The following is an 18,325-nucleotide window of genomic DNA, read 5'->3' as shown; positions in this document are numbered from 1 at the left end:
TCCCTAACTGTTCGGCCGCTTAGGCGGTCGGGCGTTTTTCTTTCAACCATCGGAGCGGCATGATGTCGAAAAATGTTAAAATCAAGGTGACCAGCGCGTTCGTCTATGGCGGGAAAATCCGGACGCCGGGTAAAATCGTTGAGATGCCCGAAGCGGACGCGAAGCCTATTCTGGAGCGCGAGAAGGCGGTCATGGCGAATGGCGGCGATGATGCCAAAGGGCGCAAACCCGCCAAGGGTGCGGACGCCGGCAAAGGCGGCAATGACGCCGGGGCCAACGGCGGCAAAGATGCCACGGCCGGGGCCAACGCCAAGAAGGACTGACGGCTATGCCGTCTCCTGATTGGGAAGACTTGGGCGCCTTCTTGCAGACCGATGATTTCGCCGTTGAGGCTACCATCGTGTCTGCGGAGGGCGCCTCGCGTTCCGTCTCCGGCATCTTTGACGAGCCGTTCCTCGATGCGCAGCTGGGCGAGTATTCCTTCGATGGTGCGCAGCCGCGGTTCACGGCGCGCGCGGCCGATCTGGCCGGGGTCCAGCGCCGCGACGAGGTGACCATCGGCGGGGTCGTCTATCTTGCGCTCGGCGATCCGCAGAATGATGGCACTGGCATGGCGGTGCTGCCTCTGGTGAAGCAGGAGGCGGGCGGTGCTGCATTTTGATTTTGATGCCTCGGAAATGCGCAAGATTGCTGACGAGTTCGGGGCGTCTGAAAAGCAGATTGCGCTCGCCTACTCCCGCGCTTTGCGCCGGACGGCTTCCAACATGAAAACCCAAGCGCGAAAGGGTCTGCGCCAACGGCTCGGGCTGCGCTCTGCGGCCGAGCTCCGCAAGCGGCTTGCCGGGTTCAAGTTCAACCGGGGCGGCGGCGGTGGTGATCTGGGCAGCGTCCGGATGTGGTTCGGTCTTAACGATCTGCGCGCCTCTGCGTTCAAGGGCCGACCGCAGGCCACGCCGGGCGGCGCCTCGATGGCGGGCCGCTCCGTGTCGGGCGGTTTCGTCGCCAAGAACCGCAAGGGGCAGCGGACGATCATGCGCCGGGTCGGCCGCAAGCGATACCCTATCGCCGAGGCGCGGCTCGATATCGAGGACGAAGCCACGCGCTTCATCGAGGACGAAGTGTTCGATGAAATTGACGAGGTGTTCTTCCGGAATTTCCGCGCGGAAATCAGAGCGCGCACAATCTATGAGGTGGGCGGGTGAACGCTAACACAGAGATCGATCTGGACGCTCTGCATGACGCGGTGATCGCGGCCATTTCGGCTGGCATGCCTTCGGTCGCGTCGGTTCAGGCATATCCGGATACAAGCGAGCCGCTCTCCCTGCCGGCGGTCCTTGTGGATCTTGAGGACATGGAAGCTGCCCCGGACGCCGATCCCGGTACCGAGCAGCTGGCAGTTCGTGCGCGGTGGCGTGCGCGGCTGATCCTCGGGTTCCGGACGGCCGATGTGGACCGGCAGGTTCGCAAAGGCGCAGCGCAGCTGGCGCATCTGGTACATCTCAATCGCTGGGGCCAGCCGGTCGAGCCGGCGCGGGTCACTCTTGTCGGTCCTGACCCGTTCGACCCGAAGCTTGACCAGTATGAGGTCTGGGTGGTCGAATGGGAGCAGATCGTGCATCTCGGCGCGTCGGTTTGGGAATGCCCCGAGGGCGCCTCGGTGCCGGAGACAGTCTATCTCGGCATCGAGCCTGAAACCGGGCCGGACCACGTCGGCGATTACCGGCAAGTCGCGCCGGAGCCTGATCTATGAGTTTCCAAGCAGCAGAAGCAGAGCGGCGGTCGGCGTCTATGGTTCGGGTGGCGCGCGTGGTGTCGGTCGACCCTGCCAAAGCGCGCGCGCGTGTCTCCTTCGGCGGCGAAACGGAAAGCGCGGAGCTCCCCTTCATGGCACTGCGCGCCGGGGCCGCGAAAGTTTGGGCGCCTCCGGCTGTCGGCGAGCAGGTTTGGGTTTTGGCCGAAAGCGGCGACACTGCGCAGGGCGTTATCCTCGGGGCCGCGTTCCAGCAGGACATGCCTGCGCCGTCCTCTGCCGGTGAAGCGGTGGAGGTCCATCTCGGTGACGCCAGTTTCGTCATGCTTCCGGGCAGCATCCAGCTGTCTGTCGGCGGGGTGTCCCTGACCGTCTCTGGCGGGGGCGTGGCAATCGAGGGCGGGGCGGTGACCCATAACGGGACGAACATTGGCCACGATCACAAACACTCCGGCGTCCTCTCTGGTCCGGCGAAGACCGGCAGCCCGGTTTAAGGGGCGCTCGGGGGAACCCGCCAGAGGAAACGGCGCGGCCGCGTGGCGATGATCCGAGCATGATTGGCACGAACGCATCAAACGGGGCGCCTTTGGATGGCATCGATCATCTGCGGCAGTCCATCTCCGGCATCCTGACCACGCCTATCGGCAGTCGGGTAATGCGCCGCGAGTATGGCAGCGATCTTTACCGCTTGGTGGATGCCCCTTTGAACAGTTCGACGGTGCTGGAAATCTACACCGCGACGGCTGTGGCAATCTCGCGTTGGGAGCCTCGGGTCGAAGTCGAGGAAGTTCGCGCCGTGGATTTGAAGCCGGGTCGCATCGAGTTGGATGTCGATCTGAAGTTGGTTGAGACGGGCGCGGCATTCACGCTTCAAGGGGTAGTTATCCAATGAGCCGTTTTTCGTCGTCCACGTTGGACCTGTCGCGCTTCCCTGCGCCGCTCGCCATTCGTGGCTTGGATTACGAGGCAATTCTGGCCGAGCGTTTGGCGGGTTTGCAGTCTCGCTTCGACGCAGCTGGGCTTGAGATCGACGCGCTCGGGCTGGAAAGCGAGCCGGCGGTAATAATCGAGCAGTCCGACGCCTACCGTGAGCTCCTAGCGTTGTCCGCGGTAAACGATGCCGTGCGGGATACCATGATTGCCTTCGCGGGCGGGGCCGATCTGGACCACTTGGCTGCCTTCTATGGGGTTATGCGCCGGGTGATCACCGAGGCGACTAATTCTGCGCCTGCCGTCATGGAAACCGACGCGGAGTTGCGCCGTCGCACTCTGCTGGCTCCGGAGGCGTTTTCGAGCGCGGGTGCTCCGGGGGGCTATGTGTTCCATGCGCTCGGGGCCGATACGCGCGTCCTTAATGTCGATGTCTGGTCGCCAATGCCGGGCCATGTAAATGTCGCTGTGCAATCGCGCGAGGGTGATGGTGCCGCGCCGGATGATCTTCTGGACGCGGTGCGCGCGCATCTGTCACGCGAGGACATCAAGCCGCTGACCGACATTCTCAGCGTTCGCTCGGTCGTGAATGTGCCATACGATGTCGTCGGGACCGGCTACGTCCTGCCGGGGCCGGATGCTCTGGCGGTTCGGGACCAAACCGTCGAGTCGATCAAAGCGATGGCTGCGCAACGGCGCACTCCCTCTCGCGATCTGCCGCGCAGCGCGGTGATCGATGCGGCCAGCGTCGGCGCGATGGACAAGGTGATCGTTTCCTCGCCTGCGGCCGATATTGCCCGCGATTATGGCGAGGTCGCGGTTCTAAACTCGATCAATTTCGAGGTGGTCAGCTATGACGGCTGATCTGCTCCCCCAAAACGCCACGCCGCTGGAACTTGCTTTCGATGCCGTCTCGGCGGATCGGTGGGGCGCGTTCGATGTGGACGTGGTTCGGCGCTTCCGCGACCCGTGGACATGCCCGGCGCACATGCTCAATTTCCTAGCCTACGAGCGGTCCGTCGATATCTGGGACACCGATTGGTCGGAAGAGAAGAAGCGATCCGTGATCGCCTCCGCTCCGGCTGATCACCGCAAGAAGGGGACGCTCGGGGGCGTTCGGCGCTATGTCGAGATTGCCGGGGGTGAAATCGTCCAAACAGTTACGCCTCCGGAGGGTGTATATGCGGCGCCTGATCTGTCGGCCGAGCAATGGCAGACTTACCTTGACCGGCAGCCTCGGCTGCGCATCAAGCTGGCGCGCGGCACGGATACCTGGACGGCGCCGCTGGGCCATTTCGCGGACCATGCGTATTCGGACGAGGATTGCGTCGACATAAACAAGGGCGCACATCTGCGCGCGCGACAAGCGGTGCTGCGCGAACGCAAGGGCGCGGCCGATCAGCCGATCCAAATCAGACGGGTCGAAGCCACCAGCGAAACCCGGACCGGGGTTCTATTCGAGCAAGTGATCCGCCCAGCTGATGATCCGCTCGCGATCTTCGCGGGCGAGGGGTTCTATTCGGAGCTCTTTGCTGAAGCGGACGAAGTAGCGCAGCGCACCTATTCCTTCGCCATCGACCGGGCGTACAAACATCGTGAAGCCGAGGCGTTTCTCGATACGGTTCCGGTCGGGTATGAGCCGCGGGACACGCGCTACTATCGTGAGAGCGAAACAGCCCCGGCTGATGAAGGTCATTTCTCGGATGATGCTCTAGCAGCGGATATGTTCGTGACCGCGGATATCGCTGACGATCTTCTGGCCGATGTGCTCTACCTTCATAATCCGGAAGTAAACGCGCCGTTGGTCGACGGCGGCAACAGCTATGCGGATCACTGCCGTTCTGATTTCCCGCTCTATACCGCGCAAATGATCATCCGTCTGGATGAAAAAGGCGCGCAAGATGACACCTATGCGGGCCGCTCTTTCATTGGTGAGATGAGCGCGACCGAGGAGGTCCACGCCGCGCGGGATCGTGTCTCTCGATCTGTCCGGTCCTCCAAGTCTTTGCGGGATCAAATTCTCTACACTCATCAAACGCTCCGGCCGCGAACGCTCGCGGATGGGTTCAGCCTGAAAGAAGGCCAGCGTCTCGGTGGGTATGTCGCAAACGCTCTGTAACAAAAGGATCGCCCCATGCAGCGCAAAGTTAATATCACGCCGAACCAGAAGGTCACGACCGAGGACTTCAATAACTTCGGCGCGTTCCCTCGCGCCTCTTTTGATACGCTCCATCGGGACGCAATCGATCACACGGTTAAATATGCCGGGTTCGCTACGGTCCAATCCGCTCCTGCCGAGGTTACTGTGGGCGCTGGTCGCATGTATAAAAACGGCGAAGTCTTTTATCGCGATGATGAAGGCGGCGTTTCCCTCGACATGCTGTCGGACCTGCCTGCGGTGGCAAAGCGCATCGCCATCGTGGTGGCCTACGGCAATCAGGTAGACACAGATTTGGAGACCCGGTCGATCCTAACCGACGCTGCCACGCGTCAGATTGAGGGGCAGGAGATCGCGACCGAAAGTCGCCGGGTCGCTTATCTGGATGCGGTCTATGGGCAGGAAAATGCCACGCCTGTAGCGCCTGCAATCTCGTCTGATTTTGTTGCGGTCGCTGAGGTGGTGCTAACGCCGGCCGGGATCGAGAGCATTCGAGCTCTTACCGGCAACCAGCTGCCGTCTGTGCGCAAAAACAAGGAAGCGATCACGGTCATTAACAACCGCTTGACCGCTATCGGTCCGGAGCTCGACACCGCGAAATCGAATATCGCCGGGCTTGGGGTGGCCATGCGGGGGAAGGCGAATGTGGGGTTCGTCACCGATCTGGCCATCGACGTTGCGAACGTGAAAGAGGAAATCGGGCTGCCGGACGATTACACCGCTTGGGGTACGGATCACTTTCTGACCACGGACGAGATCGATACAGATCATCCGGATTTCAGCGCCACAATTCTGGAAGGCGGGCGCTTCCCTTACGCGGCGCAAGCAAACTTACCTATCGCGCTGAACAACCCTCTTGAGCCCAAGGTGACCGTCCATGACAATATGGCCGTGCCAAATTTCGCCGAGCAAAAGTTGCTGTCGGTGACGGGGCGTGACGGGGAATACTCGCTGGCTGATACCACTATTGAAACCGTTGAAGTGCGGGAGTTGACCCGAACCCGGACGGTTGTCCGCTATCACGAAAGCCAGCGGGTCTGCACAAATAGCCGCTTCTGGCGCGATGGGCGCTATGATCCGGTCGAGGGCATCTTTATTCGCGAAGGTGAAACTTTCGAAGTGGCGAATGACGGCGCGGTCGAAGCGGGCAACCAAGGCTTGAGCCATTGGGTCCGGGTTCGCCGCTACACGGAGGAGCAATTCGAGGAGCCGTTTTTCGACCGTGTCGTGAACACTGAGAATGTCTCCGGCTCCGTGGTAGGACAGACGATCTTGCAAGGTAGCGATGGTTATCTGACCAGCCTGAACCTGTTTTTCACTCGGAAGGCGGTAGCTGGTGAGGTCCATGTTCTTATCTCGGAGACCAAGGCCGGCGCGCTGGACCTGAAACGCACAATCGCCCGCAAAACTCTTGCGGTCGCGGATATCGACGCGGACCCGAATGGCGAGCGCGCCACGAATATCAACTTTGGAGCGGTGCCGCTGCAAAAGGGCGCGCGCTATGCCCTTGTCGTCATGTCTGCGGGCGCACACTTCCTCGCCACGGTCGAAGGCAACAAGCTGGCAACTGGCGGCATCTTCTATGTGCAGGACGGCGAAATCGAGCAGGGCGATGCGAATGTGGATCTTGCAATGGAGGCGTTCTTTGCTGAATTCGCGGCGCCTATTCTGCAGGTCGAGTTGTCGCCTCTGAGCCTTGGTGGCGGTATCGATATGATCGATATCAACGCGGACACCACAGTGTTCGAAGGGACGCGGCTTGAGTTTCAGGTGCTGATCGCGGGCGAGTGGAAAACGCTTTCCCAAGATGATGCGATCCTCGCGACTCGTCCGGAGTTCGCCCGTTTTCGCGCCATGTTCATCGGGACCAAGGATATCATGCCGGCTCTCGGCGTGACGGCGGCGCGTTCAAATGTTGAAGTATCGCGGCCGGGCTCGGCGCGGACGATTGTGTCTGCCGAGCGGACCATGCCAGCGGCCGTCACAACCGTGACCGTACGTGTCCGTTATGAAAATTGGGACGACGCGCACAACGCCAGTACCGTGACCTTGCTGCATGGCGCCGGGTTCAACACGGAAGTTACGGCCGATGCGAGCATCGATACCGTGGCGCCTGATGATGCCGGCGCGATGATCCGCGAGCTGTCCTTCACAGTTCCGTCGATCACTTCTTTCAAAATCAAGGAAGTAGGCGCGACGGATGATAGCCGTTTCGCTGACCATGTAGCGCGTCTCGCCTATGTGGCGTTCGCCTAAAGGAGCCTGAGCAATGTCGATCAAAACCAAAGATGTAAACGACGAGGAAACCTACTACGTGACGCTTTTGCGTCCGGTTCGGGTCAACCGCACCTTTTTGCGACCCGGCGCGGTCGTGAAAATGAAGGGGATGGTAATCAAGGAGCACGAGAATGACATCGAACGCGTTCAGGCAGCCGCTATCTAGCGCACTCAACATCGACGGGCAGGAGCGCTTTGACTTGGCGTTCCTGCGCCGGCTGCTGCAAGCTATCGATGTGAGATTGCAGCCGTTGCAGGAGCAGCAGGCATCTGCCGAGGACTTGCTTGATAACCTGCAAGGGCTCACTCTTGATCGGATCAACAACATTTTGACGCCAGCAATTCAGCAGGTGTTTACGTTGACCAGCCGTGGGTTCCTGATCGCTAACTCCTCGACGGAGGCCACGATTGCTATCGGTGATGTCCATACCTTCATCGTCGGGGATGAAACGGAGCGGGAGTTGTTCACTCCCTCTCCCTTCACCGCTCTGACGCGGCTCGGATCGACCGAAGATTACGGCATCGCTCGTACCGTTTCCTACGATCAAGAAACGGGGAAGTACGAGTGTCTGGTGCTTTCCGCTTTCGGGTCGATTGGCCCGCATTCGGATTGGGTGATCGGTGCTTTGGCAGGTTCCACCGCCGCGCAATACTCGCTGTTCGCGGATGCGCAGGCGTTGCGTGACGCGATCATTTCGGATAGCGCAGCGGCCATCCAGACGGCGCGTGATTGGGCTGAGAAAGAAACTGCGCCGGGTGGACCCGACACCATGAGCGCGCGTACCGCAGCCAACTTGGCGGTTGACGCTGCATTGGACGCTGATGAAAGCAGGGGCGATGCCCGCGCGTGGGCCGAAGGCGTCGGTGAGCCGCAAGGCGTGGCCGGTGCAAAAAGTGCGAAGGTCTGGTCCGAGCAATCCCAAGCATGGGCCGAAGGCACCGAGCCCGGCGGGGCTGGCACGAAATCGGCGCAAGAGCACGCGGCCGACGCTGGTAAAAAGGCCGGCGCTGCATCTGATAGCGCAGCGCAGGCGGCGCTCTATGATGGGCCGAAGTTCGCGACTATCGCTGCAATGGCGGCAGACGACGCGCTGACAAACGGTAAGCAGATCGTAGTGTGGAGCGCCCACAACGGCGAGCCGGAAACATACACCTACCTCGCAGGTAGCACCCTCCCGACAGACGGGGCGCTTGTTGTCGATGCGGCAGGCATGGGCGTGGGGCGGCTGGTATCAACGCGGACCACCTATGCTGACTTTGACGAGTTAGACGCGGACGTGCGAATCTTTGCAGATGGGACGCGGCTGCGCCTTCCCGGCGTGGGTGAGTACAATGTGGTATCCAGTGGTGGAAGCCTGACGACAACGGCGGGGATGACGCTGGAGGTGCCGACTGGGGCGGATGGGCGCGCAAGCATTATGGCTTTCGGCGCGACTAAAGGATCAGCAAACAACGATGCAGCAATTTTGGCAGCTATAAACTCGGGATTGCCTCTCAAGGTGCCTGCTGGGATGTTCCGCATCACCGATCGCCTATCTCTGAGCGACGGGTGCGACATTCTAGGGGTGCCGGGTGCAGGCATTCAGCAGACAGGACCAGATAAGGCACACTTTCTCGCCAATAGCCTCGACTACTTTTCCATTCGTGGGGTAAAACTTCTAGGCACCATAACATCCACGGGGGCTACTGATACCGACCAGCGTGGCGCTATTGTGGTGCAGAACTGCTTGGACTTCGACATCGAGTTTAACGAGTTTGAGCAATGTGTTGGTTCGGGAGTCACGATCAGCCGTCAGGGGCTTTATGTCTCTGGCGGCCGGGTGCGCTTCAATAGGTTCACCAAGGGCGACATGAACAGCGCGGATAATCCGTGGGGAACGCAGGATAATGCCCCGGTTCAAATTTACCAGTACGCGCGCAATATCACCATCGAAGGCAATGAAGCTTCGGGCAAGTGGTACTGTGCTGTCTTGGTGCAGGATCAGGTCAACGACGGGGCGTCCCGCATCCACGGTCTTCGGATCATCAACAACAAGTTCAAAGACCTGTCTCAATACGGGTTTGTTTTCTACACGATGAATACCCTAGTCCCAACCGCCTTTGCAGATAACGGGTCAGGGGCGTTCCGTGTGACAAGCAACACCCACAACCTGACAGACGGGGATAAGGTCCATCTGCTTGGCTGCGGTGATGCAAGTGGCATTTGGGAAGTTGACGTGCAAAGCTCCACCACATTCGACCTTGTGGGCAGCATTTATTCTGCTTCTACAAGTCTCGGACAAATTCGCATGTCAGAGTCTTGCAGTGCTATTGTTGCGGGTAATGAGATCGACGGGATCGACGGGGACCGGGAGTACGTCCCCGGCTCGTACCCATATGGCAGCGCGTTCTACGTTCAGGCGGCAGGCGGGATCACTGCGTCAAATAACGTGTTCCGGCGGAGCAACCTGAACAGTAATTCGGAAACCTTGACCCCCGGCACCATTGGGTTGAACGGGGCAACCGGGCCGGTGACCGTCACGGGTGGGGGCGTCTTCGACAGTGGCTATCATGGTATGTCGATCAAGATGGCTGGATACTTCGGTAGGGTGCGCATCGGCGGAGGTATGATCGTTTCAAGGGTAGAGCGGGACAGCATGAACATCAGAACCCCGCGTTTCCTCACGCTACAAGATATCGAAATCGAAACAAAACCGGATGCTTACTCAGGACGCATCATCATTACAGACGAGGTGGAACGGGGCCGTGACTTAGTTCTGAAAAACTTGGTCTGCCATGAGTACAACGTAACCGTTATGACAAACTTTTTGGAAGTCCAAAAGGTGGACGGACTTTCGATCTCAGGCATCAAGTGTCGGAACGCAAAACCAGCGGCCCAAGCGTTTGAAACTGTCCGGATCAAGAACTGCGCAGGCGGTGAAATCTCAGGAAACGAGTTCGACGGTGCCGACAGCGCCTATACCTCGCTGACCATTGACGGATGTACAGACCTGCAGTTCCGGGGCAACCGTGTCCGAATGCAGGATGATGTAGCGGCGCGCCCGGCGGTCCAACTGAAAAGCACATGCACCGGCACGGTATTTCATCGAGATAATGATGTGCTTGCTACAGATGGGACACCTCCGCGCATGGAAAACCTTTCGACAGGAGGGCAACTTCACACCCGCGACGATAGCGTGAACACTGGCGGCAAAACTCGTCAAATCGGCGACACTATTGAAAACACCGGATACGCGGAAACAGAAGCCCTATTCTGGGTGAAAACGGCGGTCAGCACAGGTGGATCGGACTGGAAAGCCATTACGCCTGTCTAATTGAGCAACGCGGGACGTATCGCTGATACACGGTGGGCCCGCACTTCTCTCCTGTGGGTTGCTCCAAGCACCAGAACAGCGGCGAACAAGGCGAAAAGTTTATCGCCACCGAAGATTGAGCCGGAAAACTGAGCGGCTACAAGTGCCTGAACAAGCAAGGCGATAAGGAGCGGGTTTCTTCTGTTCACCCCTATCATCGCGGCCCTGAAGCACTGAAACACAATAACTAATGACAGCACCGCACCTACAATGCCCATGGCCATTGCCGCTTCGAGGAAGAAGTTATGGGGCCATGACCCGGCACCGAAAGCGGGGTCCATGAAGTGTTTCCCTAGAAAAGGGTGTGCCACAAAATCGGCCAGCGCAGCCCGCTGCAATTCAAGGCGCGCGAGGGATGAGAGATCCAGTGTGTGGAGTAACCCGAAAAGTCTGGAAAAAGCCAGGTTATCGGTTGGAACGAAAAACGCGGCGAAAGTCAGCGCCGGGACCAAGATCAGCGCCCGCCTTTTATCGCTGATACTGAGCCAAACAAGGGACATGGCAAAGGCGGCAATCGGCCCGCGTGAACCTGCGGAAAGGAGCGCGGGAATTGCAAAGCCTATAACCGCGAAAGCAATGGCCACATAAAGGATCGACCGTCGCGACACGGCAATATAGACAGCCGCAACAGCTGCGGTTGCAGCGGCATGGCCAAGCGAAATTGGATTAAGGGCCGAGAGAGATGCGCGAATTCCTACTTCTAGGGTGATTCTGCCCGTCCACAGCAGGACATAGTACCCACTCAAGCAGAGCGCCGACGCGAGTAAAAGCCGGATAGCAAAGGCGCGTTCGATAAACTGCTCGTCTATGCACAACGCAATTGCAATGGCCGGCGTGGCGGTTGCCAGAAGAAAAAATATCAACGCATCGGGAGCATACTCATTGCCGCCAAGATAAGCATCATAGACCAGCCGAAATCCGTACAGAAACAGGAATAGGAAAAGAGCTTTTACAGCTTTTCCCCGCAAGGGGATGACGAAACCCGAGCCAATCAACGCCATTGACAGCCCGAAGACAAAAGTTCGATACGGCACCGTTACAGCGCGGCTATCTACCCCCATGAAGCTGACGAGTATCGCCGCAAGCGGATACCCTACTATCATCAAAATGATGAGCCATGTAACGCCGGAATTTCGGGCTTTGCGAATGGTTATCTTCATGGCGGCTTTTCAAAGATTGGTTGGGAGATTGCCTACTCGGCCATGGCTCGAATGTAAATCTAAACCCTCACAGGTGACATATGCGCAAAGCTTTGCTGGCCTTTCTGTGAATTGACCCCCCGCGTATCCCTTTTGCGCTATTCCCCGACCTCTCCAGAATGGCTCTCTGTGCCTACGCCATTGGTCTGGAAAAGCCGCACACCTACTCGCCCGGTGATCTGGCCAAAGCCTGCGGACTGCGCACGTAGCGGGCGGGGAACCCGCCAGAGGAAAGGGCCGGGCCGCGTGACGATGATTGCTGCAACTGTCGGCAATTGTTGAGGCGAGATAAATGGCATTCCTTCACGGCGTTGAAGTGATCGAGGTGGACACCGGCGCGCGGCCGATCCGGACGGTTCGATCTGGTGTAATCGGCATTGTCGGGACTGCTCCCGACGCGGATGCCGCAGCATTCCCCCTAAACACTCCGGTTCTGATCGCGGGCAATCGTACCGAGGCCGCGAAGCTGGACGCGGTCGGCGATGGCAACGGCACTCTGCCGGGCGCTCTCGACGGCATCTTCGACCAGATCGGCGCGGTCGTTATCGTGGTCCGGGTCGATGAAAGTCTGGACGAGGACGAAACTCTGGCGAACATCGTTGGCGGTGTGAATGCTGGCACCGGCCAATATGAAGGCGTCCATGCTCTGGCGGGCGCGGAGTCGGTTGTGGGGCATACACCTCGCATTCTCTGCGCGCCGGGCTGGACGCATCAGCGCATCGATGATGGCGTCAATCCTCCGACGGCCAATCCGGTGGTCGCCGAATTGGAAGGCATCGCCGCCCGGCTCCGCGCTGTAATCGTCGCCGATGGGCCGAACACCAACGACACGGACGCTCAAGCCTACGCGGGCGATTGGGGAACCTCGGGCCGCGTTTATGTGATCGATCCTTGGGTCAAAGTCATGAATGGTGACGGCGATATCGTAGTAGAGCCGGCTTCGGCGCGGGTCGCGGGCGTGCTTGCGCGCACCGATAACGATGCGGGCTTCTGGCACTCCCCCTCGAACAAGGGCATCTTCGGCATCGTTGGCACAGCGCGGCCAGTGGATTTCAAGCTGGGCGATGCGGCTTCCCGCGCGAACCTGCTGAACGAGAACAATGTCACCACGATCATCCGTCAGGACGGCTTCCGTCTTTGGGGTAACCGTGTGCCTACGGGTGATCCGAAGTGGCAGTTCATTTCGGTGCGCCGGACGGCCGATATCCTCCATGAAAGTCTGCAGCGCGCTCATATGTGGGCCGTCGACCGGAATATCACCAAGACCTACTTGGAGGACGTGGCTGACGGCGTGAACGGCTACATCGCCCAGCTGGTTGAGCTCGGCGCGCTCTTGGGCGGTCGCTGCTTCCCTGATCCGGATTTGAACACTCCGGCCGCCATCACCGAGGGGAAGGTCTACTTTAATCTCGAATTTACCCCGCCGTATCCGGCCGAGCACATCACGTTCCGCTCGCATCTGGTGGATACCTACATCACGGAGGCTCTTAGCTAATGGCTGCGCGCGATATTCTGAAAAACTTTAACCTGTTCGTGGACGGGCGCGGCTATGCCGGCAACGTCTCCGAATATACCCCTCCCGTTCTCACGGTGCAGACCGAGGATCACCGGGCCGGTGGCATGGATGCTCCGGTCGCGCTCGATATGGGCATGGAGGGGCTTGAGGCGTCCTTCATTCTCACGGCTTATGATTTCGATGTGCTCACCATGTGGGGTGTCTCGCAGGGCGCAGCGGTAAACCTGACAGCACGCGGCTCGGTCGAGAGTGTCGATGGGTCGGTGAAGGCTGCAATCCATCGCCTGCGCGGCAAAGTCACCGGCATCGACCGTGGGACGTGGACACCGGGCCAGCCCGCTCCGCTGACCATTACCGTTCGCCTCGACTATTTCGCCGAAGAGCTCGGCGGTCGTCAAATCCATGAGATCGATGTGCCGAACATGAAACGCGTTATCAATGGCGTGGATCAGCTGGAAGCGCGCCGCGGCGCGCTCGGAATGTAAGGGGGCCGCATGTCCAATAACCGAACGGCCGGGCTGCCTGCCTACATCACCGAGGACGCCGATGGCTCGCTCTCCGTCGATCTGGTCCGTGGCCTGAAAATCTCCGGCGCGAAGGTGACGCAGCTGAAGCTGCGCGAGCCTACTCTGGACGACCAGCTGGCGTCACAAAAGGTCGGCGAGAATGCCGACGCCGAAGTCGCCTTGATCGCCAATTTGGCCGAGATCGCTCCGGAGGAGCTCCGCGCTGCCAAGATGCGGGACTACGCGCGTCTGCAGGAGGCGCTGGGTTTTTTCTACGGCTGACACCGGACGTGATCCGCGCTGGCGCTCTGGCCCTGGCGCGGCACACCGGGTGGGGTCAGTCTGAAATACTCGGGATGCGCACGTCGCGCTTTCTGTGGTGGATCGAGGGGCTAGAAGATGGCGCAGCAAAAACTTAACGCCACGGTCCAGATCGGCTCGGTGCTGGAGCGGTCGGTTAAGAAGAACATCGGCGTTCTGCGCTCGGGGCTTGAGGGCGTCGGCAAAGAGATCAAGGGCGTCACCGACCGCCAGAAGGAGCTCTCGAAACAGCGCAAGGTGCTTGAGAAGCAGGGCCGCTCCGTCGAGGCGCTTGATCGCGAGTATGAAGACCTAAGTCGAACGCTCGACACTCTGCGCCGCAAGCAGGAGCGCTGGACGCGGGCCGCGCAGGCATCGCAGCGGGTCGGCAAAGATTTCAAACGCATGACAGGTGACATGACGCGGGTCGCGCGCAATGCCGGCATCGCGGTCGCGGCTGTCGGCACGGCGATCTTCGGGCTGGCATCCTCGACGGCCGCGCTCGGCGATGATGTGGCGAAGTCGGCCGACAAGCTGGGCATTGGCGTCGAGGCGTTTCAAGAGCTCCGGTATGCGGCCGAACGCTCCGGCGTTCCCATCGCCACCTTCGACAGTTCCATGACGGCGTTCGTTAAGCGGCTGGGCGAAGCCAAGGAAGGCACCGGGCCGGCTGCCGATGCGATTAAGGCGCTCGGGCTGAATGTCCGTGATCTGCTGGAAATGAAGCCGGAGGACGCGCTTGGCAAAATCGCCGAGCGCATGAAGGACGTGAAGAACCCGGCCGAGCGCGCGGCCATCGCCTCGGACCTGTTTTCGCGGGCCGGTGTCGGCATGGTCAACATGCTGCGCGACGGCGAGAAGGGTCTTGTGGATCTGCGAAAGCAGGCGCGTAACACCGGCTACGTCCTCTCGGAAAAAACCGCGCGGGATGCCGAGGTCTTTCAGGATCGCCTGCTCGACGCGCAGCTGACCGTCAAGGGGCTGAAGAACGTAATCGGTGCCGAGTTCATGCCGGTCGTCACGCGATCGATGGAGACGTTCTCGGCGTGGGCGCAGGAAAACCGCGCCGATGTGCAGGCGTTCGCAAAGACCGCGGTCGAAAGCCTAGAGCGCGCCATTCCAATCATCGGCGAGGTCGCATCGGGCATGGGCTCGGTCGCGACCAAAGTCGGCGAGGTGACCGCCAAGGTGGCCGATATGGTCGGCGGCTGGGATAACTTCGGGGTAGTGCTCGGGGCCGTGTTCGCCTCCAAGGCCATTCTGAGTGTCGGTCGCTTTGTCTGGAGCGTTGGCCGTCTCGGCGCGGCGATGATCGCGCTCGCTCCCTCGCTGCCGGTGGTCGCGGGCGGCATCAAGGCCATCGGTCTGGCGCTCGCTGCAAACCCCATTGGTCTGGCGGTCACCGCAATCGCGGGCGGCGCCATTCTGGTCTACAAATACTGGGAGCCCATCTCCGGCTTCTTTAAGAGGCTGTGGGGCAAGGTTACTGATCGGTTCGATCTGGCGAAGGAGCGCGTCGGTATTGTCATCGAGGCGTTCTCGAAAGTTTCTAGTATCTCCGAGGCGTGGGAGGCCACGAAGAGCGTTGTCGGCTCGGTTCTCGGTATGATCGGCCAAGATTTCGAAGCAGCCCGCAGGGTCGTGGTCGGCGCTATGGATGCCTTCGCGGACACCTTGGGGATCAGGCGGCAGTGGAATGCGGTCAAAGCTGGGGTGGGCTTCGTTGTCGATTGGATCGGGGACAAGTTCGCGGCCGCGCGGGTGTGGGTCGGCGAGACGGTCGGCGAGTTCGTGAATGTTTCGGGCATCACCGAGGCGTGGCAATCGGTCAAGGCCGGGCTGGGTGCCGTTATCGATTGGATCGGGGCAAAGTTCGATTGGGTGCTTGAGAAGATTAAGCCGGTGATCGACGCGCTTAAGTGGGTGCGCGACAAAGCCGGGGCGGCTCTCGAAAAGGTCGGGATCGGCGGCGGCGGGCCGGAGCCTGCGGCGCTCGGTTCTGCCGACCGGCCATTCCCGAAGGGGCATCCGATGCACCGGCCGCAAAAGCGCGCGACGGGCGGTTCGTTCCGTCCGGGCTGGCGCAAGGTCGGCGAGTGGGGGCCGGAGCTCGAATTCACCAACCGCTCCGGGTTCATCGCAACCAATCGCGCGGCCGAGCGGATCGCGTCTCTCGCCAAGGGCGCGCGGGCCGATATGACCAGCGCCATGTCCGGCGCCGGGGGCGGCGCGGCTGCGGCGTCCGTCACCAACCACATTCAGATCAACGCGGGCGGCATGTCTCCGCAGCTGATCATTGACGAGTTGGAGCGGCGGATGCGCGATGCGTCATCCGGCGCGCTCTATGATGGCGCGCGGGGCTATGGCCAGTATGGGGGCGCGGCATGAGTGATCCGATGATGCAGCTGGGCGCCTTCCAGTTCTCGATCTCTACGGCGGCTTATCAAGAGCTCACGCGGGGCGCTGAGTACCGCTGGTCCTCGCAGGAGCGGATCGGCGCAAACGACGCGCTGCAGTTCACCGGGCTGCCTTCTGAAACGCTGGAGCTCCGGGGGGTGATCTATCCGCACTACAAGGGCGGGCTAGACCAAGTGACCCGAATGCGCGCGCAGGCGTCTCTCGGAGTGCCGCTGCCGCTCCTATCAAGCGGGGGGCGCGTCATGGGCGCGTGGGTGATCGAGGGCGTCCGCGAGGGGCAGCGGATATTCGAGCGGGGTGGTGCGCCGCTCCGGCAGGAGTTTGATCTTAGATTGAGGCGGTACGATGGCGGGCTCCGTTCCCTATTACCTATCTGAAGAAGGCGACACGCTGGATCGTATCGTCTGGAAGCACTACGGGCGGCAGTCTGGTGGTCTGGTCGAGCAGGTGCTCGCAGCCAACCGTGGCGTTGCGGCTCTCGGGCCGATACTGCCGCTCGGCACAAAGGTGGTGCTGCCGCCTGCCGAAGAGCCGCGCGCGCAGGAGGCGGTCCGGCTGTGGGGCTGATGGATTTTAAGCCTTCGTTTCGGGTCGAAGTGGACGGGGAGGATATCACCGGCATTCTGACCGACCGGCTCGTCTCCCTACAGCTGTCCGACGCGGCCGGGGTCCAATCCGACCGGGTGTCGATCACGCTCTCAGATAGCTCTCTATTCGCCCGGCTGGAAGAACCACCAACCGGGGCCGAGGTGAAGGTCTGGCTCGGGTATGGGCTGCGCCAGAAGTACATGGGGCTGTTCATCGCCGACCGGGTCGAGATCGGTGGTCCTCCTGATCAAATGACCATCACGGCCGTGGCGTCGGTGCATGGCGAGACGTCCTCCGGAAAGACGGCAATCACCGAGCAGCGCTCGCGGTCGTGGCCAGCCGACACCACGCTCGGCGCGCTGGTGCAAAAGGTCGCCGGGGAGCATGGCATGGTCGCGGCCGTCTCCGGCTCTCTGGCCGATATCAAGCTGCCGCACATCGACCAAGTGGACGAGAGCGATATTCACCTCCTGTCGCGCGTGGCGCGTGATCTCGATGCAATCGCCAAACCCGCCGACGGTCAGCTGATCCTCGCAAAGCGGGGCGAGAGCTTATCCGTCTCTGGTCAGTCTATGCCTTCCATCCCGGTCGCGCTGGGCGACGTGTCGTCGTGGCGCTCCAGCCGGTCGCTCCGCGAGCCTGCCGGTCAGGTGGTCGCGGTCTGGCAGGATTTGGACGCGGGCGAAGCTGTGGAGTGTTTCGCCGGGGCCGGTAAGCCGATCAAGCGGCTGAAGGAGCGGTATCCCTCCCGCGATGCGGCGCAGCGCGCTGCCGATGCCGAGTATCGTCGGGCGGCTCGGGCGGGTCGAAGCCTGCAGCTGCAAATGCCGGGCAATCCCGATCTGGTCGCCGAGGGCCGTGTGAACCTCTCGGGCTTCCGGTCGTATCTCGATGGGTCGTGGCTAGTCACGCGCGTCGATCACTCGCTCGACAGCGGTGGCTACCGCTGCTCGGTCGTTTGCGAGCCTCCGGAATGATACCCCCTCTTTAGGGCGGGGGGATTGTTGGATTCAGTTGATCTTGGCGTCAGGCCAGAAGTCCGCCACGCAAGCCTTTGCGTGATCCCACATCGCGGCGCGCGCTCGTTCGGGGTCTCCACCTGACTTCACGGCCAGCAAGACAAAAGCGCACATCAGGTCTGCCGCTGCGGTCGCGTTGTCGCCGCCGTGGTTTCTCGCGTTCATCTGCGCCTGCATCGCGCAAGCCTCAATGCGCCGCTTAATGATGGTAGGTTCGTCGGTCATGTTGCCTCCGGGGGATTGTTGGATTCAGTTGATCTTGGCGTCAGGCCAGAAGTCCGCCACGCAAGCCTTTGCGTGATCCCACATCG

The 18,325-nt window shown here is 60.8% G+C and carries 20 protein-coding genes; 18 read left to right on the top strand and 2 right to left on the bottom strand.

Annotated features, from left to right (window positions below; all coding sequences use genetic code 11):
• The first annotated feature begins 59 nt into the window (after positions 1–59).
• The 11 genes from ACGYKA_RS17585 to ACGYKA_RS17535 are packed head-to-tail and all read left to right on the top strand — an operon-like array spanning position 60 to position 10,429.
• Positions 60–323, top strand: coding sequence for a hypothetical protein (locus ACGYKA_RS17585; protein WP_394439396.1), 264 nt, complete (start codon positions 60–62; stop codon positions 321–323).
• Between the two features lie 5 nt (positions 324–328).
• Positions 329–661 (top strand): head-tail joining protein, encoded by a 333-nt coding sequence (locus ACGYKA_RS17580; protein WP_394439394.1) that lies wholly within the window; start codon positions 329–331, stop codon positions 659–661.
• On the top strand, positions 648–1,202 hold the full coding sequence (locus ACGYKA_RS17575) for a phage tail protein (protein ID WP_394439392.1): 555 nt from the start codon (positions 648–650) through the stop codon (positions 1,200–1,202). Before ACGYKA_RS17580 ends, ACGYKA_RS17575 begins: the two co-directional genes overlap by 14 nt.
• Positions 1,199–1,750, top strand: coding sequence for a hypothetical protein (locus ACGYKA_RS17570; protein ID WP_394439390.1), 552 nt, complete (start codon positions 1,199–1,201; stop codon positions 1,748–1,750). The genes ACGYKA_RS17575 and ACGYKA_RS17570 overlap by 4 nt, the downstream gene beginning before the upstream one ends.
• Positions 1,747–2,244, top strand: coding sequence for a phage baseplate assembly protein V (locus ACGYKA_RS17565; protein WP_394439388.1), 498 nt, complete (start codon positions 1,747–1,749; stop codon positions 2,242–2,244). The genes ACGYKA_RS17570 and ACGYKA_RS17565 overlap by 4 nt, the downstream gene beginning before the upstream one ends.
• 59 nt (positions 2,245–2,303) lie before the next feature.
• Positions 2,304–2,642, top strand: coding sequence for a GPW/gp25 family protein (locus tag ACGYKA_RS17560; protein WP_394439386.1), 339 nt, complete (start codon positions 2,304–2,306; stop codon positions 2,640–2,642).
• Complete coding sequence (locus ACGYKA_RS17555) at positions 2,639–3,544, top strand: baseplate J/gp47 family protein (RefSeq protein WP_394439384.1); 906 nt, start codon at positions 2,639–2,641, stop codon at positions 3,542–3,544. Before ACGYKA_RS17560 ends, ACGYKA_RS17555 begins: the two co-directional genes overlap by 4 nt.
• A complete protein-coding gene (locus ACGYKA_RS17550; RefSeq protein WP_394439382.1) occupies positions 3,534–4,799 on the top strand; it encodes a phage tail protein I in 1,266 nt (421 codons plus the stop codon). The genes ACGYKA_RS17555 and ACGYKA_RS17550 overlap by 11 nt, the downstream gene beginning before the upstream one ends.
• A 15-nt stretch (positions 4,800–4,814) precedes the next feature.
• Entirely contained in the window at positions 4,815–7,094 is a 2,280-nt protein-coding gene (locus ACGYKA_RS17545) for a hypothetical protein (RefSeq protein WP_394439380.1), read from the top strand.
• A gap of 13 nt (positions 7,095–7,107) precedes the next feature.
• Complete coding sequence (locus ACGYKA_RS17540; RefSeq protein ID WP_394439378.1) at positions 7,108–7,281, top strand: hypothetical protein; 174 nt, start codon at positions 7,108–7,110, stop codon at positions 7,279–7,281.
• Positions 7,247–10,429, top strand: a complete 3,183-nt coding sequence (locus ACGYKA_RS17535; RefSeq protein ID WP_394439376.1) for a right-handed parallel beta-helix repeat-containing protein — start codon at positions 7,247–7,249, stop codon at positions 10,427–10,429. Before ACGYKA_RS17540 ends, ACGYKA_RS17535 begins: the two co-directional genes overlap by 35 nt.
• Here ACGYKA_RS17535 and ACGYKA_RS17530 read toward each other — a convergent pair.
• A complete protein-coding gene (locus tag ACGYKA_RS17530) occupies positions 10,426–11,628 on the bottom strand; it encodes an O-antigen ligase family protein (protein WP_394439374.1) in 1,203 nt (400 codons plus the stop codon). The two genes, ACGYKA_RS17535 and ACGYKA_RS17530, sit on opposite strands and share 4 nt — an antisense overlap.
• Positions 11,629–11,959: 331 nt before the next feature.
• Between ACGYKA_RS17530 and ACGYKA_RS17525 the strand changes: the two genes are divergently transcribed.
• The 7 genes from ACGYKA_RS17525 (at position 11,960) to ACGYKA_RS17495 (ending at position 17,972) form a co-directional block, all read left to right on the top strand.
• Positions 11,960–13,162: a phage tail sheath subtilisin-like domain-containing protein gene (locus ACGYKA_RS17525; RefSeq protein ID WP_394439372.1), complete on the top strand. Its 1,203-nt coding sequence runs from the start codon at positions 11,960–11,962 to the stop codon at positions 13,160–13,162.
• Positions 13,162–13,668 (top strand): phage major tail tube protein, encoded by a 507-nt coding sequence (locus ACGYKA_RS17520; RefSeq protein WP_394439370.1) that lies wholly within the window; start codon positions 13,162–13,164, stop codon positions 13,666–13,668. The genes ACGYKA_RS17525 and ACGYKA_RS17520 overlap by 1 nt, the downstream gene beginning before the upstream one ends.
• A gap of 9 nt (positions 13,669–13,677) precedes the next feature.
• The gene (locus ACGYKA_RS17515) at positions 13,678–13,971 is read left to right on the top strand and encodes a phage tail assembly protein (protein ID WP_394439369.1); all 294 of its coding nucleotides are present in this window, start codon (positions 13,678–13,680) and stop codon (positions 13,969–13,971) included.
• Positions 13,972–14,088: 117 nt separating this feature from the next.
• Positions 14,089–16,377 carry a phage tail tape measure protein gene (locus ACGYKA_RS17510; RefSeq protein WP_394439367.1) on the top strand — a complete coding sequence of 763 codons (2,289 nt, stop codon included), beginning with the start codon at positions 14,089–14,091 and terminating at the stop codon, positions 16,375–16,377.
• The gene (locus ACGYKA_RS17505) at positions 16,374–16,784 is read left to right on the top strand and encodes a phage tail protein (RefSeq protein ID WP_394439365.1); all 411 of its coding nucleotides are present in this window, start codon (positions 16,374–16,376) and stop codon (positions 16,782–16,784) included. The genes ACGYKA_RS17510 and ACGYKA_RS17505 overlap by 4 nt, the downstream gene beginning before the upstream one ends.
• Positions 16,753–16,974: a tail protein X gene (locus ACGYKA_RS17500; RefSeq protein WP_394439363.1), complete on the top strand. Its 222-nt coding sequence runs from the start codon at positions 16,753–16,755 to the stop codon at positions 16,972–16,974. Before ACGYKA_RS17505 ends, ACGYKA_RS17500 begins: the two co-directional genes overlap by 32 nt.
• Positions 16,974–17,972 carry a phage late control D family protein gene (locus tag ACGYKA_RS17495; RefSeq protein ID WP_394439361.1) on the top strand — a complete coding sequence of 333 codons (999 nt, stop codon included), beginning with the start codon at positions 16,974–16,976 and terminating at the stop codon, positions 17,970–17,972. Before ACGYKA_RS17500 ends, ACGYKA_RS17495 begins: the two co-directional genes overlap by 1 nt.
• A gap of 33 nt (positions 17,973–18,005) precedes the next feature.
• Here the strand turns inward: ACGYKA_RS17495 and ACGYKA_RS17490 are convergent, their stop codons facing one another.
• On the bottom strand, positions 18,006–18,239 hold the full coding sequence (locus ACGYKA_RS17490) for a hypothetical protein (protein WP_394439359.1): 234 nt from the start codon (positions 18,237–18,239) through the stop codon (positions 18,006–18,008).
• Between the last annotated feature and the right edge of the window lie 86 nt (positions 18,240–18,325).

The organism is Sulfitobacter sp. 1A15106 (assembly GCF_043556995.1).
GTDB lineage: Bacteria > Pseudomonadota > Alphaproteobacteria > Rhodobacterales > Rhodobacteraceae > Sulfitobacter > Sulfitobacter faviae.
Note: the sequence above shows the minus strand (reverse complement) of the source record. Positions and strands in the feature narration are given on the sequence as shown.

Bases quoted from the DNA above. Each gene is read 5' to 3' on its own strand.
- ACGYKA_RS17585 (WP_394439396.1), top strand. From the start codon at position 60: ATGATGTCGAAAAATGTTAAAATCAAGGTGACCAGCGCGTTCGTCTAT.
- ACGYKA_RS17580 (WP_394439394.1), top strand. From the start codon at position 329: ATGCCGTCTCCTGATTGGGAAGACTTGGGCGCCTTCTTGCAGACCGAT.
- ACGYKA_RS17565 (WP_394439388.1), top strand. From the start codon at position 1,747: ATGAGTTTCCAAGCAGCAGAAGCAGAGCGGCGGTCGGCGTCTATGGTT.
- ACGYKA_RS17560 (WP_394439386.1), top strand. From the start codon at position 2,304: ATGATTGGCACGAACGCATCAAACGGGGCGCCTTTGGATGGCATCGAT.
- ACGYKA_RS17555 (WP_394439384.1), top strand. From the start codon at position 2,639: ATGAGCCGTTTTTCGTCGTCCACGTTGGACCTGTCGCGCTTCCCTGCG.
- ACGYKA_RS17550 (WP_394439382.1), top strand. From the start codon at position 3,534: ATGACGGCTGATCTGCTCCCCCAAAACGCCACGCCGCTGGAACTTGCT.
- ACGYKA_RS17545 (WP_394439380.1), top strand. From the start codon at position 4,815: ATGCAGCGCAAAGTTAATATCACGCCGAACCAGAAGGTCACGACCGAG.
- ACGYKA_RS17540 (WP_394439378.1), top strand. From the start codon at position 7,108: ATGTCGATCAAAACCAAAGATGTAAACGACGAGGAAACCTACTACGTG.
- ACGYKA_RS17535 (WP_394439376.1), top strand. From the start codon at position 7,247: ATGACATCGAACGCGTTCAGGCAGCCGCTATCTAGCGCACTCAACATC.
- ACGYKA_RS17530 (WP_394439374.1), bottom strand. From the start codon at position 11,628: ATGAAGATAACCATTCGCAAAGCCCGAAATTCCGGCGTTACATGGCTC.
- ACGYKA_RS17525 (WP_394439372.1), top strand. From the start codon at position 11,960: ATGGCATTCCTTCACGGCGTTGAAGTGATCGAGGTGGACACCGGCGCG.
- ACGYKA_RS17520 (WP_394439370.1), top strand. From the start codon at position 13,162: ATGGCTGCGCGCGATATTCTGAAAAACTTTAACCTGTTCGTGGACGGG.
- ACGYKA_RS17515 (WP_394439369.1), top strand. From the start codon at position 13,678: ATGTCCAATAACCGAACGGCCGGGCTGCCTGCCTACATCACCGAGGAC.
- ACGYKA_RS17510 (WP_394439367.1), top strand. From the start codon at position 14,089: ATGGCGCAGCAAAAACTTAACGCCACGGTCCAGATCGGCTCGGTGCTG.
- ACGYKA_RS17505 (WP_394439365.1), top strand. From the start codon at position 16,374: ATGAGTGATCCGATGATGCAGCTGGGCGCCTTCCAGTTCTCGATCTCT.
- ACGYKA_RS17500 (WP_394439363.1), top strand. From the start codon at position 16,753: ATGGCGGGCTCCGTTCCCTATTACCTATCTGAAGAAGGCGACACGCTG.
- ACGYKA_RS17495 (WP_394439361.1), top strand. From the start codon at position 16,974: ATGGATTTTAAGCCTTCGTTTCGGGTCGAAGTGGACGGGGAGGATATC.
- ACGYKA_RS17490 (WP_394439359.1), bottom strand. From the start codon at position 18,239: ATGACCGACGAACCTACCATCATTAAGCGGCGCATTGAGGCTTGCGCG.